The organism is Nitrospira defluvii, assembly GCF_905220995.1.
GTDB classification, from domain to species: domain Bacteria; phylum Nitrospirota; class Nitrospiria; order Nitrospirales; family Nitrospiraceae; genus Nitrospira_A; species Nitrospira_A defluvii_C.
Genome location: NZ_CAJNBJ010000002.1, coordinates 374,623 through 388,154, shown reverse-complemented (window position 1 = coordinate 388,154; position 13,532 = coordinate 374,623). Strand labels below are relative to the sequence as shown.

The 13,532-nt window shown below is 58.3% G+C and carries 19 protein-coding genes and 1 pseudogene; 4 read left to right on the top strand and 16 right to left on the bottom strand.

The window, feature by feature from the left end; all coding sequences use genetic code 11:
- Nucleotides 1-56 precede the first annotated feature (56 nt).
- The 12 genes and pseudogenes from soxC to KJA79_RS09085 all read right to left on the bottom strand — a co-directional run bounded on the left by soxC (nucleotide 57) and on the right by KJA79_RS09085 (nucleotide 8,260).
- Complete coding sequence (soxC, locus tag KJA79_RS09135) at nucleotides 57-1,319, bottom strand: sulfite dehydrogenase (protein ID WP_213041729.1); 1,263 nt, start codon at nucleotides 1,317-1,319, stop codon at nucleotides 57-59.
- A 108-nt stretch (nucleotides 1,320-1,427) separates the two neighbouring features.
- Entirely contained in the window at nucleotides 1,428-1,961 is a 534-nt protein-coding gene (locus tag KJA79_RS09130) for a DoxX family protein (RefSeq protein ID WP_213041728.1), read from the bottom strand.
- A complete protein-coding gene (locus KJA79_RS09125; protein WP_213041727.1) occupies nucleotides 1,958-2,734 on the bottom strand; it encodes an HvfC/BufC family peptide modification chaperone in 777 nt (258 codons plus the stop codon). Before KJA79_RS09125 ends, KJA79_RS09130 begins: the two co-directional genes overlap by 4 nt.
- Nucleotides 2,718-3,563, bottom strand: a complete 846-nt coding sequence (gene bufB / locus KJA79_RS09120; protein WP_213041726.1) for an MNIO family bufferin maturase — start codon at nucleotides 3,561-3,563, stop codon at nucleotides 2,718-2,720. Before bufB ends, KJA79_RS09125 begins: the two co-directional genes overlap by 17 nt.
- An 11-nt stretch (nucleotides 3,564-3,574) precedes the next feature.
- Nucleotides 3,575-3,910, bottom strand: coding sequence for a BufA1 family periplasmic bufferin-type metallophore (locus KJA79_RS09115; RefSeq protein WP_246507528.1), 336 nt, complete (start codon nucleotides 3,908-3,910; stop codon nucleotides 3,575-3,577).
- A 357-nt stretch (nucleotides 3,911-4,267) separates the two neighbouring features.
- Entirely contained in the window at nucleotides 4,268-4,393 is a 126-nt protein-coding gene (locus KJA79_RS22965; RefSeq protein WP_281412671.1) for a hypothetical protein, read from the bottom strand.
- A 354-nt stretch (nucleotides 4,394-4,747) separates the two neighbouring features.
- Complete coding sequence (locus KJA79_RS09110; RefSeq protein WP_213041725.1) at nucleotides 4,748-5,158, bottom strand: hypothetical protein; 411 nt, start codon at nucleotides 5,156-5,158, stop codon at nucleotides 4,748-4,750.
- Between the two features lie 136 nt (nucleotides 5,159-5,294).
- Nucleotides 5,295-5,870 carry a carboxymuconolactone decarboxylase family protein gene (locus tag KJA79_RS09105; RefSeq protein WP_213041724.1) on the bottom strand — a complete coding sequence of 192 codons (576 nt, stop codon included), beginning with the start codon at nucleotides 5,868-5,870 and terminating at the stop codon, nucleotides 5,295-5,297.
- A gap of 52 nt (nucleotides 5,871-5,922) precedes the next feature.
- A pseudogene (locus KJA79_RS23150) lies at nucleotides 5,923-6,143 on the bottom strand (tautomerase family protein).
- 116 nt (nucleotides 6,144-6,259) lie between these two features.
- The gene (locus KJA79_RS09095; protein WP_213041722.1) at nucleotides 6,260-7,246 is read right to left on the bottom strand and encodes a M48 family metallopeptidase; all 987 of its coding nucleotides are present in this window, start codon (nucleotides 7,244-7,246) and stop codon (nucleotides 6,260-6,262) included.
- Nucleotides 7,243-7,704, bottom strand: a complete 462-nt coding sequence (locus tag KJA79_RS09090; RefSeq protein WP_213041721.1) for a CBS domain-containing protein — start codon at nucleotides 7,702-7,704, stop codon at nucleotides 7,243-7,245. Before KJA79_RS09090 ends, KJA79_RS09095 begins: the two co-directional genes overlap by 4 nt.
- Before the next feature lie 343 nt (nucleotides 7,705-8,047).
- Complete coding sequence (locus KJA79_RS09085; protein WP_213041720.1) at nucleotides 8,048-8,260, bottom strand: hypothetical protein; 213 nt, start codon at nucleotides 8,258-8,260, stop codon at nucleotides 8,048-8,050.
- A gap of 255 nt (nucleotides 8,261-8,515) precedes the next feature.
- Here KJA79_RS09085 and KJA79_RS09080 point away from each other — a divergent pair, with 255 nt between their 5' ends.
- The 4 genes from KJA79_RS09080 to KJA79_RS09065 all read left to right on the top strand — a co-directional run bounded on the left by KJA79_RS09080 (nucleotide 8,516) and on the right by KJA79_RS09065 (nucleotide 11,043).
- Nucleotides 8,516-8,872 carry a DsrE family protein gene (locus tag KJA79_RS09080; RefSeq protein ID WP_213041719.1) on the top strand — a complete coding sequence of 119 codons (357 nt, stop codon included), beginning with the start codon at nucleotides 8,516-8,518 and terminating at the stop codon, nucleotides 8,870-8,872.
- A gap of 83 nt (nucleotides 8,873-8,955) precedes the next feature.
- Nucleotides 8,956-9,735 (top strand): hypothetical protein, encoded by a 780-nt coding sequence (locus KJA79_RS09075; RefSeq protein WP_213041718.1) that lies wholly within the window; start codon nucleotides 8,956-8,958, stop codon nucleotides 9,733-9,735.
- Nucleotides 9,736-9,930: 195 nt separating this feature from the next.
- Entirely contained in the window at nucleotides 9,931-10,347 is a 417-nt protein-coding gene (locus KJA79_RS09070) for a hypothetical protein (protein ID WP_213041717.1), read from the top strand.
- A gap of 24 nt (nucleotides 10,348-10,371) precedes the next feature.
- Nucleotides 10,372-11,043, top strand: coding sequence for a hypothetical protein (locus tag KJA79_RS09065; protein ID WP_213041716.1), 672 nt, complete (start codon nucleotides 10,372-10,374; stop codon nucleotides 11,041-11,043).
- 26 nt (nucleotides 11,044-11,069) lie between these two features.
- Here the strand turns inward: KJA79_RS09065 and KJA79_RS09060 are convergent, their stop codons facing one another.
- The 4 genes from KJA79_RS09060 to KJA79_RS09045 form a co-directional block, all read right to left on the bottom strand.
- Complete coding sequence (locus tag KJA79_RS09060) at nucleotides 11,070-11,609, bottom strand: hypothetical protein (RefSeq protein ID WP_213041715.1); 540 nt, start codon at nucleotides 11,607-11,609, stop codon at nucleotides 11,070-11,072.
- Nucleotides 11,606-12,025 carry a carboxymuconolactone decarboxylase family protein gene (locus KJA79_RS09055; protein ID WP_213041714.1) on the bottom strand — a complete coding sequence of 140 codons (420 nt, stop codon included), beginning with the start codon at nucleotides 12,023-12,025 and terminating at the stop codon, nucleotides 11,606-11,608. Before KJA79_RS09055 ends, KJA79_RS09060 begins: the two co-directional genes overlap by 4 nt.
- Before the next feature lie 8 nt (nucleotides 12,026-12,033).
- Nucleotides 12,034-12,294, bottom strand: a complete 261-nt coding sequence (merF, locus tag KJA79_RS09050; RefSeq protein WP_213041713.1) for a mercury resistance system transport protein MerF — start codon at nucleotides 12,292-12,294, stop codon at nucleotides 12,034-12,036.
- A 344-nt stretch (nucleotides 12,295-12,638) separates the two neighbouring features.
- Nucleotides 12,639-13,409 carry an IS5 family transposase gene (locus KJA79_RS09045; protein ID WP_213041712.1) on the bottom strand — a complete coding sequence of 257 codons (771 nt, stop codon included), beginning with the start codon at nucleotides 13,407-13,409 and terminating at the stop codon, nucleotides 12,639-12,641.
- Between the last annotated feature and the right edge of the window lie 123 nt (nucleotides 13,410-13,532).

Below are 13,532 nucleotides of genomic sequence, written 5' to 3'. Positions count from 1 at the left end.
AGATGCCTGGAGGGATTAGGGGCAAGCCCAGCACGAGGAGTATCGACGAGGCCGGATTACATCTCCACATTGGTCACCTTCCCGTCTCCACCCACTTTCCAACTTTGGATGGCATTGTAATGGTACACGGAATTCGTTCCTCTGACCGTAATAAGCGCCGCTCTGCTCGGCTGGATATAGCCGGTCTCATCGATGCAGCGGCTTTGAATAATCGCTTCGTCCCCATGCCAGCGCCAACCGTACCGGAAGCGCGTGTGACAGTAGGGGAGAACCGGTTCTTGTAATTGCGCCGTGCGCCAGGTAAGCCCGCCATCCGCGCTCACCTCGACCTTCGCAATCTTGCCGCGCCCGCTCCAGGCCAGACCGCGGATTTCGACGAACCCCGGCGTGATCTGTTGGCCGCCAGACGGACTGGTGATGACTGACTTTGCTTCCATTACGAAGGTAAACTGCCGGGCTGTGCCGTCCGGCATGAGGTCGGTATAGCGGGAGGTTTCTTCACGAGTCATGAACGGCGCAGTGCCGAGCTTCAACCGCCTGACCCATTTGATGCAGGTGTTCCCTTCCCAACCCGGAATCACCAACCGGAGCGGATAGCCCTGCTCCGGCCTGAGCGCCTCACCGTTTTGCGCGTAGCAGAGCAGCGCATCCTTCACCACCGCCGCCAACGGCAGACTACGGGTCATGGCGGCGGCATCGCTGCCCTCCGCCAACACCCACGCCGCGTCAGGTTTGATGCCGGCCTCAGCCAAGACCGTCGAGAGCGGCACGCCGGTCCATTCGCTCGTGCTCATCAACCCATGGGTCTCTTGAACGGTTGTTCCCGTCGGCCCTTTCCATTCTTTTCCGGAGTTGCCGGAACATTCGATGAACAGGGTTCTGGTGATGGAGGGAAAGCGCGTCAGATCGTTCATCGAAAATGTCAGTGGTCGGTCGACCAGTCCATGAATCAAGAGTCGGTGCCGGTCGGGGTTGATGCTCGGCACTCCGTTATGATGGCGCTCGAAATGCAGTGCGGACGGAGTGATGATGCCGTGCAAGGCGTGATGGGGCGTCAGTGAATGGGTGGCCGTGGGCAGGCGATGGGCGGTTTCTCCCGGTGCGCGTGACCCGTAGGGGCTCGGAGCGTGACCGGGGACAGCGGTGGGATCGAGAGCAGCCAGTTCCTCAGCCGGCAGTAGCGACGGAGCGATTAGGCTTGCAGCAGTGGTCCCAATCGACGAAACTGCGCTCACTAGCCACGCACGGCGATCGACGGTGTCTTCCTCAGGCGGCTCTCGCTCCGAGAAAACCGGCTTCGTTTGATCGGGTGAACTCATGAGCCCCCAGTTGTCATGACCGCCTTCCTACACGTCAGTGTGACCTCTTTGGCCGGCCTGAGGCAAGTTTTTCGAAGACGAAGCGTTGCACATGCCTACATGTCCACCCTACGCACTACGAGGAACAGCTTGCTTCGCAATCGCTTCGTCGGCACCGTTCATCGTTTGTCTTCGTCGAACCAGATACTGCAATAGCGCATCAACGGAGAGCAGCCCTGGTCCGTGCAGGACGAAATACAAGAACAGGATCCCCCAATAGAACGCCTCTTGCAGCGCGGCTTCGGACAATTGTCCGTACGAGATTGACGCGACGATATTCAGCCCGAAGAGCGAGAGGGCGGCCCACCGACCCGCCAGGCCGATGGCCAGCAGGAACGAGCCGCTCAATTCGACGGCGGTGGCCAGGTAGGCGGCGATCTCCGGCGGCAACAGAGGCACATCGTAGACCATGGTGAAGAGCATCACGGTCGACATCCAGCTAGAGAGCTTGACCATGCCGCCTTTCCAAAAAATGTGAGCCAAATACAGGCGGACAGACAGGTCGAACAGCGGGAGTAAGGCCTCCAGTCCCCAGATCAACCGACGGTAGGCTGGAGCCGCACTCATGACTGCGCGCGTCAACAAGCCAGTCTCGTGTGTCATGAGGGTGCCTCCACGGAAACTCCGGCGAGCACGTTCAAATCTATGATGGAAGCCATGAACCGAGTGAAGTCGAACTCCGGGTCGGTTTCCGTCGCCAAGTGCTCGACCTCGGCCACGGTCTTCCGGTCGAGCATGGCTTCGAGCAATCGGTAGTCGAGGTCGGCGAGAGCCGCTACATGGATCCTCCCTTCGGCCCTGGTGACCAGGATGCCCGTGTCCTCTTCCGGCAGCGGCAGATCGACCGCGATGTCTGTCGGGGCGTCCGGCTGCAATGCCAGCCACACGCGATGTACCGGCAAGGAGCAACGCAGCAGCCGCACTGTCGCGTTCAGACGGAACGTCACGCGCGATGGGTCAGCGGAGGCAATGGCATCTAGTTGAGCGTGGGGGAGGGGCAGGGAATCGGCGCCCTGATACACTTCGTGGCAGGTCCATTCCAATCGCGCCAGTTCGACCAGCAGACAGGGAACCTGTAGTTCGAGCAGCAGCACCGGAAGATGCCGCCCGTACGAAAACAGATCGCCGCTCATCGACGGGTATCTTTTGACATAGCCTCGCGCGAGGAGGTTGAAATACCGGGGACCGACAAACCGGCGTAGAATGGGAAAGGTGACGCTGAGCACCTGCGTGTAGTTGGTACGGATCAGGCGGCGATAGAGCGCCACATTTCGTAGAGCTGAGCCTCCTGGCACGATCGCTTCCGCCACGACGGCGTATTGTCCCTCGATCATGCCTTTGGCAAATGCCTGTTGGATCTCATGAAGCCGCAACATGGCAGCCTCCAAGAATCGCGCTCGCCTGCTTGGCCTGATCAACCAGGACAGAGAGTGGCGGCATGTTGGTATCCCACTCGATCAACGTCGGGCGCGGTCCAAAATGATGAATCGCCCACTGGTACAGGCCCCAGATTTCCGGATAGACCGCCTCGCCATGGGTATCGATGAGCCACCGCCCGAAGCGATCGAAACCTGCCAGATGGATTTCCCAGACCGTCTCGGCCGGAATGGCGTCCAAGAACTCAAAGGGGTCCAGGTGAAAATTGACCGCGTTGACATAGACGTTGTTGAGATCGAGCAGAATGCCGCAGCCCGTCCGCCTGGCTGTCTCGGCCATGAACTCACCTTCCGGGATCGTGGATTCACGCCATGTCAGATACCGGGTGATGTTTTCGATCAGGAGGGGCCGTTGCAGGACGTTCTGGACCTCGTCGATCCGTGAACAGACATGGTTCAGGCTTTCTTCGGTAGAGGGCAAGGGGAGCAGCTCGTTGAGGAACCGACCGTCGACGGAACTCCACGAGAGGTGCTCCGACACGAGTGCCGGGTCGAATCGATCGACCAGAGCTTTGAGTTTCCGGAGATGGAGACGGTCGATCGGATCGGTCGAGCCCAGCGACAGGCCGACCCCGTGGAAACTCAGGGGGTAGTGAGCCCTGATGCGTTCGAGGTTCCGGAGTGGCGCGCCGCCGTCACCGAAATAGTTTTCCGGATGAGTTTCCATCCAGGCGACCGGTGGGAATTCCTCCAGGATCTCCCGAAAGTGTTGTGAGCGAAGTCCGATCCCGGCGCAGGCCGGGATCGGAGCGTCGATGTGCGTCGTCATTGCGCCGCGTCCTACATCTTTTTCATCATCATCTCTTTCATCTTCGCCAGATCGTCTTTCGTGATGGCCAGCACGGTGCCATTCGCGATCTTTCCACACAGACCTTTCGGCAAGAACACATAGGAATCGGGCTCATTGTCCTTCTTGGCCATGCCCACACAGGAGTGGAGGCTGGTCTTGACCGCGCAATCGTTCATCCCAGCCTTGGCCACACCGCCGCAGGCCTCCCAGCCGGCGGGCAACTCCGGGACTTTCGGAGCGGCAGCCATCGCCTGCGATCCTGCCAGGCTGAATGCAACGAGCAGCGCGGAGTGAATCATGGCGTTCTTCTTCGTGTTGGCGTTCATGGGAAGTCTCCTTTGTTAGGTTGAACGATCTTCGGAATGACGCTCGTGACTGAACATCGATGCATCGCGACGGATTCAGGACTCGATCATGTGGACCCCTCCCTTCTCTGGCGTGGACCATCTCGTTGGCTTCTCTCCTCGTGTTCCTACGCTTGGATTGTGTCGTTGGATCTTAGCTCCCGTATGGCCTAGCCGCTGTGAGGCAGCTTACAGTCGCCTGCTGGAATTCCAGCCGTTGTTTTGGCTTCCAGAAAGCACGACAGGGCACCGATCGTTCAGCCGTGATCCGGCCCGCCTCGGACAGTGGGACATACCAAGCGGTGAGTGGTTCGAGTGGACGATCGAGCGAAGCGCCGGCTATCCCAGAAGCCAGTAGGCCGCTCCGCCGACCACCAGCATGACCATCATGACGAGCATCATTTGTTCGTGCCCGCACATTCCGTGTTTCTGCGTGCATCCCTGCATACTGCACATCATCGACATGGTCTGACCCTCCTTTGTGATAGTGAGAGATAAGTTGCTCCGCTTTCGCTCTTCGAGAGAGCAGGAAAACATTGAGCTGCCTCGATATGTTTATGCGCACCCTACCATCCACCACATGAGAAGGCTGTGAGCCGCCTTACAGTTGCGGTCGATGTCGGAGAGGAGCAAACCGCAAGCAGGGGGGATCTTCATCCGCTACTTACGCCCAGGCCAATCTGATACATATCCCGCCTATCGCCCCCACCGAGCGGGCCGCACCGCCATGCCAGTTGGCACACCCGTGGACTGCTCTATACTTCTCTTAGCGATGTGACAAACGATGGCGTGAATAGTGAGGCGACCAGGTGATCGACGTCAGCGGGGTACTCTTTTCGATGACAGGAATTTCCACACATCAACAATATCGAATAGCAATGACGCCCCAATACACAGGGAGAGCACGACGAGGTATGCATGGAACTCGCCTTGGGCATGGCGAACTTGGACAAGGATATACGCCAATAATGGAATCCAGAACACATGACCGAATCCGAGTATCCGTTCGAACCCAAATTTGGCATATAGGGTCATCATCAGTATGGCCGACATCAGAAACGTTACAAAAATGACCTTCGCCAGGAGTTCGCTCCAGAACGCAAGGCTGGCCATATTCACGATCATCAGCGCGAAGACCCAGATCGGAACCCAGGTGGGTTGTTTCAGGAGATCGCCGGCAAACAGGAGAGGAATCCGCCACACGTTCTGACCCCATCTTGACCGGCTCATGTCTGTCTCCCTCCTCCGACAAGGTTCGCCGCGTTCGGGAGCGCGGTCGCAACCGTCACTGAAATGGATCCGTGCAGTCCCACGCCTATGCCGGCGTGGGACTCCCTCTCAATCGTTCTGTACCTCGCCAAGAAGTTCACGTCGTCAAACAACTGGTGCAGCCCTCCTTGGGGCTCCAGGCCTGCGACGCGAACTGTCGATCGAGCTGCGTATGGGCGATGTGATTCAGATAGTTGCTCAAGGTTTTGAGAGCCACAATCGTCAGCACGTCTAACAGATGCCGCTGTCCGTATCCCGCCGCTGCAAAGTGCTCCAGATCATCTTCCGGCACCCACCCGCGATGACGCATGACGGACAGCACCAGCGTACGAAGCGCATTGAGCTTCCGGTCGGAGAGCGGTCGTTGCTCTCGCAGCCCTGCAAGAATGTCCTCGGGCGTGCGGACCATCTGGGCCACCGTGGAGTGGGCACCTACGCAGTAGGCACAGTCGTTCGTAGTACTGACGGTCAAGGCCACCACCTGCTGTTCCACCGGAGAGAGCGCACTCTGCTCAAGGGCCTTGTTGATGGCCGCATAGGCTTGCACCGCCGTCGGCGACTCGGCGAGTACCCCGAATAAATTCGGAAGAAATCCGTACTTCTTTGCGGTGGCTTCGACCGTTGCGCGCGACGCCTCCGGAGCCGTCTCCTTCGTATGGACCTGAAACTTCATGGTGATCCTCCTTCTTCGAATGTGTGATCTTGTGTTGCTTGATGCTCTCACGTTAGCGGCCCTGCGTGGCCATGTTCTTCAGAGCCTCGGTCGTGACGGGTGTCCCGCCGACGCCCCAGTCCCCCGAGGGAACTCCTTCGATGATGACCCAGGTCACGGACCGCAACCCTTCTCCTTCAACTGACACGATCCGTCCGTGACCTTGCGGATCAGTTCGGCCTTCTGCTCCGCGCTGAGATACCCGCTGAGCCCTTTTAATTGTGCGAGTGGCATGCGTTCACCTCCCTTCTGTATCGAGATAACAACCTTGTTCTGGACTGATCGGTCCAGACTAAGGCGCAATAGCTATCACGCTTGAGCTGTCACTAATTCCTCCAAAGAGCTCGCCTTCACTCCTCTATCTGTTGTGTAGACATGCGAGCTGTGTTCGAAAGGCTACTCACTTGAGGCATCGGTCCGATCAACGGTCGATAGGGAATTGGCGGCGGTTGGATGGATCCACCACCAGGGACGTGGTAGTGTTGCAAGGCTTCGGGGAGCCAGGCTTCGATCTGATTGATCCGGGTCACATCGGAGGGATGCGTGGAGAGAAACTCGGGAATGGCATGTTGCGATCGAAAGCAGAGTTTTCCGATCATCTGTTTGGGGCACCCGTTCATCCGTTCCCAGAACGGCACCGCTTCGCGCGGGTCATAGCCCGCTTGTGCCATCAACCGCAGGCCGATGTAATCCGCCTCCGATTCCTGTTTCCGATTGAAGGGCAGCGACACGTTGACACCGTATGCCCCTAACAACCCCTGAATCGCCGCTCCGCTCGAGTGGCCTGACGCGGCAGCCCCCAGGGCTCCGAGCTGGGCAATCTGATCGAGGATGCTGCGACTCATGCGTTCCACCCCATGGCGCTGCAGCGCATGGGCCACTTCGTGCCCCATCACAGTGGCGAGCCCCGCCTCGTTCTTGGTGTGCTTCAGAATGCCGGTGAAGACCGCCACCTTGCCGCCGGGCAGCGCGAAGGCATTGATCATCTGGTCCTCTTCGATGACCGCAAATTCCCACTGATACTCGGGTTTGTTGGCGGCCTTGGCGATCCGCTGTCCAACCCGTTGGACCATGTCATTGATCCCGGCGTTTTCGGACAGCCGCGCTTGCCGCAACACTTCCCGGTAGGCGCTCAGTCCAAATTGCAGTTCTTTTTCCTCCGAGAAGAAAATCAGTTGGTCACGCGCGGTACCCGGGGCGCGGTAGCAGGCAGACAGACCTCCTAGGAGACTCAGCGCGGTGCAGAAACCGAACGCCGCTTTCGCGCCGAGGTACAGTAACGACCGGCGGTTCATGAACTTCTCAGAAGGCTGAATCCTTCCCTCTCCTCTGGTCATGGCTCTGCTTCACAACCTCCGCGCGCAAAGAAGAGTCCTCGGTGAATGTCGCCGATACTGACCATGCCGACGAGCTTGCCATGGTCGGCGACCGGGATGCGCCGGAAGTTCTTGAGCCCCATATACGAAGCGGCCTCGAGGATGGGCGTCTCCGGCGAAACGGTCAGCGGATTAGGCACCATGATCTCCTCGGCCTTCTTCGCCAGCACCTCGGGATAGTTCTGCTCCATTTCCAGAAAGTCCCGACTGTGCACCGCGTCATGAATGTAGTCGCCGTAGTTGGGATACATCGGCAACATCACGTCGCGCAGGGTCACGATGCCGAGCAATTCATGATTGCCGTTCACGATTGGAATCGCCCCGCAATGCCGGCTCAACATTTTGATGACGATCTCCCGCACGCAGTCCGTCGGTGCACCCGTCACCACTCCGGTGGACATGACCTCATGGATTCGCATGGGAGCCTCCCTTCTGTCCGTTAAGAGTGTTCAGTGGCCGCCGGGTCTGCAGGCGCAACAGTCCGTGCATCGTCGATCCAAGCAGGCCCGCTCCGATGATCCAGATGGTATTGCGCCCGGCACGTTTCGCAGCGAACCAGCCAGAGACAGCCGTCCGGGTAGTAATCACATTGGAGCATCGGCTCCAGGTCATGACGGCCACAAGTTGGACAGGGCAGTTGGTGGAGTTGGATTCGAAGGGCCATTACCGGTTCGTCTTGACGTGTCATGGCACATCTCCTTCCTCGATCAACCTTCAATCAGTCGTGGGAAGGGCATGATCGCTTCGATTATGCTTCTCGCCTTATGCCGCCACGAGTCTTGGCATCGGAGGGCTGTAGACCGTGGGCGGTTCGACCGTCTCGGATGAACACCGTCTATTAGCGAGAATCGTCTTGTCGACCACATCGCCGCAGAGCAGGCAACGATAGCCGTCCACACTGAGATCGCCGCTTGTCCCTCGCAGATCACAAATCTGCTCGCTGACCATCAGGCCATTGCATCGTTCGCAGGTCATGACGCACCTCCTCGTGAGTGATCGGTGTGTTTGCATCTTGAGCGTGATCCTAGCGGCTGAGACGACCTCGTTCTGTAAGGCACCTCACCGCTTGCAGAAAAACACGGAGAATTCGTTTTGTAAGCTAGGCTACAGATGGGCCTGGGCTGTGCGCGGTAGAGTGCGAGGTCGTGGCGGCATGATGCCGCCTCCGCACTGGTCGCAGGCGGCGATTCTTCTCATCTCTCACATACTGGCTTCTGAAAGGAGTGCACCATGTCCAAAGTCGCGATTGTCGTGTTGGCCGACACGGAAACACACGAAGGGTTAGGCCGTGTGGTGAATGCCCTGGAATCCGTCAAGGAGTTCAAGGACGGTCATGACGACGTTCAGCTCATCTTCGACGGCGCCGGGCCCAAGTGGATTCCCGAGTTGGAAAAGCCCGATCACAAGCTGCACGGGCTCTACAATGCGGTGAAAGATCGGATCGGCGGGGCCTGCGAGTTCTGCGCGGGAGCATTTGGCGTGAAGGACAAAGTGGTTGCATGCGGGGTGAAGCTGGCAGGGGAGTACGACGGACATCCCAGCTTCAAAAAGCTGGTGGCGCAAGGCTATCAGGTCATTACGTTCTAGCCGACGGGTGCCGCGGACACTCGACCGGTAAAGTCAAGCCGCCGGGTGGGTGTCCGCCCACGAGCGAGAGGAGGGCGGTAGCCATGGCTCCGACATCTTGGATGACTCTGCAGATGGGAATGACGGTCGTCGTTGTCCTGGCTGGTTGTGCGACCGCCTCGCCACCGAGCCGAATGAACCAGTATGTCGGCACGCATCCGGTTCCGACACTGGAATCGCTGAACCCGCTTTCCGACCGCAAGGGCCGGACCGGCCTCCTCGTAATCGCCGATCAGACGGCTGAAGGAGCCGCACCGGTATTGCCGGACGAAGCGCAGACTCGACTCACGGAGCAGCTGAAGGAACGACTCGGTCAGTCACTTCCGCTCACGGTCGAGACGCTCCTGCCAGCCGAAGGCGTACAGCCAAGGGGCGATCTCAGTCCATTGCTCGAATTGGCACAGTCGCATGACGTGAACTATCTTTTGGTCGTTGTGGCTTCCGCCATGGAGCAAGAATATCCGCAAACCGTCTTCCTGGGGTGGCATTCGCACAGCCAGCCTGGCTTGCGACGGGACAACTGGTCGCTGCTTGAGGCCGCGCTGATCGACGTCAAGACAGGAGCGGTGCTGCTGCGCGGGGAAGGCCGGAGCATGGCCACGCTGGATCGCCCGATGGCCCCGGGCATCAACCAATGGTATCCCGTCATCTGGTTTCGCCCCGCCGGCCCTGATGGGCGACCCTGGTGGCCGCCAACCTATGAAGGTGCACCGAATACGCTTCGGGTGGTGACCATGAACGATGCCGCGAAGCGGCTGACTTTGGACCTGCAACGCACCTGGTTGGAGTTTCGTCATCAAGACTTTGTGTCGTCAAGAGAATAGGTCCCATGCCAATGCCTGAGTGAGTACAATAATCGCGCGCGATTCCCATTGAACGACAACTACTCCCCTGCACTGTCGAATATGGCAATTCGGCTTGTAGCGCAGCATTCGTTGGTTACAATGGAAGAGCGCATGGGTTCGGGTATGAGTCGGAGACATTCTCCCCACAGGGGGCATGCGATTCGAGATACCAACATGATGCGGGAGAGCATTCAGGTGTGTGTGTCAATAGGCATGCTGCTTGGTCTGATGTTGGCGGGCGTTGCGGATGCCGCTGAGTTTGACACACCAGATCCACTAGGGGCCTTTGTGTATGCCGAGTATGCGCTGGGTGATGATTACTTCATCAACGGCGTGCAAGACACATTTCTGTTTCGCTGCAACCTGGCGCAGGACTTGGAGTCATTTGAAGGCGTGGCGTTCTCGGAGATCTCCATATGGGGCAATCGGACCGGCCCGTGGGAAGTGTTCAAGAAGCAACCCGACGGCAGATACGCATATCTGAGGACGACGCATTACCCGACAGTAGCTTGCCTTGAGTGGTGCCGATCCAAAGACTACCTGTCGTCTGGGCAATGCTTGTGGAAGCGCGGCTGGCCGCAGGTGCGGTAGGGGATCGTTGTCTTGCCACACCATATGATCGCTTCGCCTGGGCGGTTCTTCCTCAAGATTATCGTGATGACGACGATCTGGAACATCGCGCTAGTCTCGTGCAGTCAAGCCACGCAGAAACTCGACGAGGCTGTTTTGTATGAACCTCATTTCAAGCTGAAGGTCGTTCGGTACTATGAGAACCTTCCGCTCCACTATACCGGCGAAGTGTTTCGCGTCCAGTGCGCGTCGGAGCATACAGCAAACTCTCCGGGCCACAAGACCCAGGACCCAGGTTGGCGTACATTAGGGAACGGGGGCGCCATCGGATCCAAGAATGCCGCAGAACTGGTCGAGCGCGAGCGCCACAACTATCTGGTGGTCGATGAGCAGACGCTGGTCTGGATTGGGAATGGTGTGAGTGTGAGCTTCGATGCGTGCGGACAGTTTCGAGCGTGGTATCCCACGTCTCTCCCTGAGGAGTTGATCGATCCGGTTGTGAAACCCGATTTTTGTGCTCCTAAAGGAAAAGCTGACTGCCGCCACTACAATTTCCAGGGGGATCGCGCCCCGCATTTTGAAGACATTCAGGTGTCCCGGCAGGGTGCCATCTCCTTCACCGTACGGTCGAAGGCCTTTCGGGGTGAACGGATCGTTCGTGTCCACAGCACCGATTTCGGCCGGACATGGACATTCACTTCAATAGCTTCCCAATAATCACACAGTTCCTTGTCGGTTGAAGCTCAGTACACGATCACATGATCGGCTGATACGAACAGGCCCACCATCTTTTCCAGCGGAAGGGGGGTTACTGAAGAGGCGACTCGAGCCGGATCGATCTTGTAGAGCAGCATCATGGTCTGATTGCCATAGATTTCAACGCCCAGCTTGCTCTTGAGGATCTCAAAGTACTCCCCGTAGTTATGCGGGACCTGCTCCAGGGGTACGCCCATCTGTTCGGAGACGCTCTGCCGTTCTCGCTCCGGCAGCCCCGCTCGTTCGAGCGCGGTACTGTCCGAACCGACCAGTCTGCGAAAAAAGCCAAACCCCTTGGTCACTGATGTCACCGCGCTGGCATCAACCAGAATTGTCACCTTATGGCCCGCCTTGACGGCCGCCCAAGCCACATTCGGCACGGCACAAATTTGCGCATCGTCCTCTGCCAGCGAGGTCTTCATGTGGATCAGGATGCTGGCTGCGGACGCGTGCTGCGTGCCTAGGCCGGCGATCCCTATGAGTGTCATGCACATCGCTAGTATCATGGTCACGATCTGTCGGTTCATGACCCGCCCTCCGCATTCTTGTTCTGGCTCATAGACTGGTGTTCGCAGCAGGTTGACGCATCCGAAGTCGGCCGACAACTCGTGCAGTCCTTGTATACGGCATAGGCCTTCAGTGCCCATTCCTCGCCAGGGCAGCCTTGCATGGTCATCGCGACTTCGAGGAATTCAATCAATTCGTCCAGAGTAATGCCCTTTTCGACCGCCATTTGGACGTAGGCTCGAATGCAGGGCTCACATCGGATGGCGATTGAGACGCTCATTGCCGTGAGGAGCTTGTATTTGGCGGAAACAACCCCGTCGCGGTACGCCTCCTGTCGCATGCGAAGCAGCCCGCCGGTGACCTTCGGACTGAGGCGACGCAGCTCTTGAAATAAACTTTCGGCATCTGACCTTATCTCTTTTTGTTCTTCGGTCATGAGTTTTGTCATCCTTCCGGTTTACCGTGTTCTTTTGCGGAATGATGCGAACAACAGCCGGAGACGTCATCCCGATTTCTCCGAGACAGGCTGTACAGGGCCAAGCCAAGGAAGGCGGCTAGGGCGGGGAGCAGCACATAGTCCAGGTAGCCCGTGACCGCTCCCAGGCCGAGAAGACCCAGCAGCCCGACCAGAATCGGCGTGAAACAGCAGAGTGCTGTCAACGCTGCGCCTGTTAAGCCCAAAGTCATGAGACGGTTCCGGTTCATGGAGTCATGCCTCCCTGATGTTCGCCCTTACCATCACGCCTGTCCGACGCCAGCAGCCCTTAAGCGATCGGCTGTGATCGGTTCCCGCCGGCAACAGTCCAACAACACACCGTTAACCGCGACGGCCGGGACTGCGGTGATCCCGTAGCGTCTCGCTTTGTCCCGGCATTCGTTCGTCGCGCAGCCCTCCCGTAGATCGTAGATCTGTAGGTCGCAACTGGGGCAGACTAAAGACTTGACCAGCTTGACTGTGTTATCACAAATGGGACAGCCAGCCGTGAATACCTCAACCCTTCGCTTTGTGGTCACCATCGTGGAATCTCCTTTTTTCTCTAGAACCTATCTCAAAATTGTTTGAGGAGCATCGTGATGCAGGCGAGCTGCACGAACCCGAGAAAATTGGCGGCGTAGTACTCCCAGCGAACGAGGAGTCGGCGTTTCCACTGGAGCCAGGCAAAGAACCGTTCAACGAGCCAGCGGCGTTGGTACCGGCGTAGGTGCCGCCCATCCTGGGTCTTGAGTTTGCGAGTGGATCGATGCGGCGCGATCAGGTTCACCCCGTCTTGGTGGAGGTCGGCATCGAGGCCATCGCTGTCATACGCCCGATCCCCGATGAGATGCTCGGGCTTGGCCTCGAGCATGTAGAAGTCGAAACTGAGTTGGACCAGGGTGACTTCATGATGATTCGCCGCATGCGTGCTCACGGAGAGGGGCAGTCCGTGCCGATCCACAATCGCCAGGATTTTCACGCCCTTGCCGCGCTTCGTAAGTCCAATGGCCTCGCCGCCGCCCTTGGCCGCCGCAAACGTGGCATCAATGAAACTCTCGCGTTCATCAATGGCCCCTTCGTCACGCAGCGTGTTTGCCAGCTGGGTGAGGACCTCTCGCAGGACCTCCCGTTGACACCACTGTTGGAACCGGCGATGCACGGTCTTGTAGTTGGGATAGCACTGCGGGAGCAGGTGCCATTGCGCCCCGGTGTTCAGAATCCAGAGCACCGCTTCCAGGACGGCCCGGGTTGGGATCGGTTTGCGGCCCGGGCGAGTGTCCGGGATGTGCTCTTCAGGACAATGATCCCGAATCCGCTCCCATTGATCGTCGCGCAACCGCAGCATGGGAGCACCTATACGGACGGACTGTCATGCTGTCAATAATTTTGAGATAGGTTCTAATCAGGCTTGTATGGTTCTGCCGTTGTGGCTGGACGAAACAGCCTGGCAGGTGTGGATCAATTCCTG

What these genes read in the sequence shown, in the direction of transcription:
- KJA79_RS09080 (WP_213041719.1), top strand. Translation starts at nt 8,516, where the DNA reads ATGTCCAAAGTCGCGATTGTCGTGTTGGCCGACACGGAAACACACGAA.
- KJA79_RS09105 (WP_213041724.1), bottom strand. Translation starts at nt 5,870, where the DNA reads ATGAAGTTTCAGGTCCATACGAAGGAGACGGCTCCGGAGGCGTCGCGC.
- KJA79_RS09130 (WP_213041728.1), bottom strand. Translation starts at nt 1,961, where the DNA reads ATGACACACGAGACTGGCTTGTTGACGCGCGCAGTCATGAGTGCGGCT.
- KJA79_RS09045 (WP_213041712.1), bottom strand. Translation starts at nt 13,409, where the DNA reads ATGCTGCGGTTGCGCGACGATCAATGGGAGCGGATTCGGGATCATTGT.
- soxC (WP_213041729.1), bottom strand. Translation starts at nt 1,319, where the DNA reads ATGAGTTCACCCGATCAAACGAAGCCGGTTTTCTCGGAGCGAGAGCCG.
- KJA79_RS09085 (WP_213041720.1), bottom strand. Translation starts at nt 8,260, where the DNA reads ATGACCTGCGAACGATGCAATGGCCTGATGGTCAGCGAGCAGATTTGT.
- merF (WP_213041713.1), bottom strand. Translation starts at nt 12,294, where the DNA reads ATGAACCGGAACCGTCTCATGACTTTGGGCTTAACAGGCGCAGCGTTG.
- KJA79_RS09095 (WP_213041722.1), bottom strand. Translation starts at nt 7,246, where the DNA reads ATGACCAGAGGAGAGGGAAGGATTCAGCCTTCTGAGAAGTTCATGAAC.
- KJA79_RS09115 (WP_246507528.1), bottom strand. Translation starts at nt 3,910, where the DNA reads ATGAACGCCAACACGAAGAAGAACGCCATGATTCACTCCGCGCTGCTC.
- KJA79_RS09065 (WP_213041716.1), top strand. Translation starts at nt 10,372, where the DNA reads ATGATCGCTTCGCCTGGGCGGTTCTTCCTCAAGATTATCGTGATGACG.
- KJA79_RS09110 (WP_213041725.1), bottom strand. Translation starts at nt 5,158, where the DNA reads ATGAGCCGGTCAAGATGGGGTCAGAACGTGTGGCGGATTCCTCTCCTG.
- KJA79_RS09075 (WP_213041718.1), top strand. Translation starts at nt 8,956, where the DNA reads ATGGCTCCGACATCTTGGATGACTCTGCAGATGGGAATGACGGTCGTC.
- KJA79_RS09125 (WP_213041727.1), bottom strand. Translation starts at nt 2,734, where the DNA reads ATGTTGCGGCTTCATGAGATCCAACAGGCATTTGCCAAAGGCATGATC.
- KJA79_RS09070 (WP_213041717.1), top strand. Translation starts at nt 9,931, where the DNA reads ATGATGCGGGAGAGCATTCAGGTGTGTGTGTCAATAGGCATGCTGCTT.
- KJA79_RS22965 (WP_281412671.1), bottom strand. Translation starts at nt 4,393, where the DNA reads ATGTCGATGATGTGCAGTATGCAGGGATGCACGCAGAAACACGGAATG.
- KJA79_RS09060 (WP_213041715.1), bottom strand. Translation starts at nt 11,609, where the DNA reads ATGAACCGACAGATCGTGACCATGATACTAGCGATGTGCATGACACTC.
- KJA79_RS09090 (WP_213041721.1), bottom strand. Translation starts at nt 7,704, where the DNA reads ATGCGAATCCATGAGGTCATGTCCACCGGAGTGGTGACGGGTGCACCG.
- KJA79_RS09055 (WP_213041714.1), bottom strand. Translation starts at nt 12,025, where the DNA reads ATGACCGAAGAACAAAAAGAGATAAGGTCAGATGCCGAAAGTTTATTT.
- bufB (WP_213041726.1), bottom strand. Translation starts at nt 3,563, where the DNA reads ATGACGACGCACATCGACGCTCCGATCCCGGCCTGCGCCGGGATCGGA.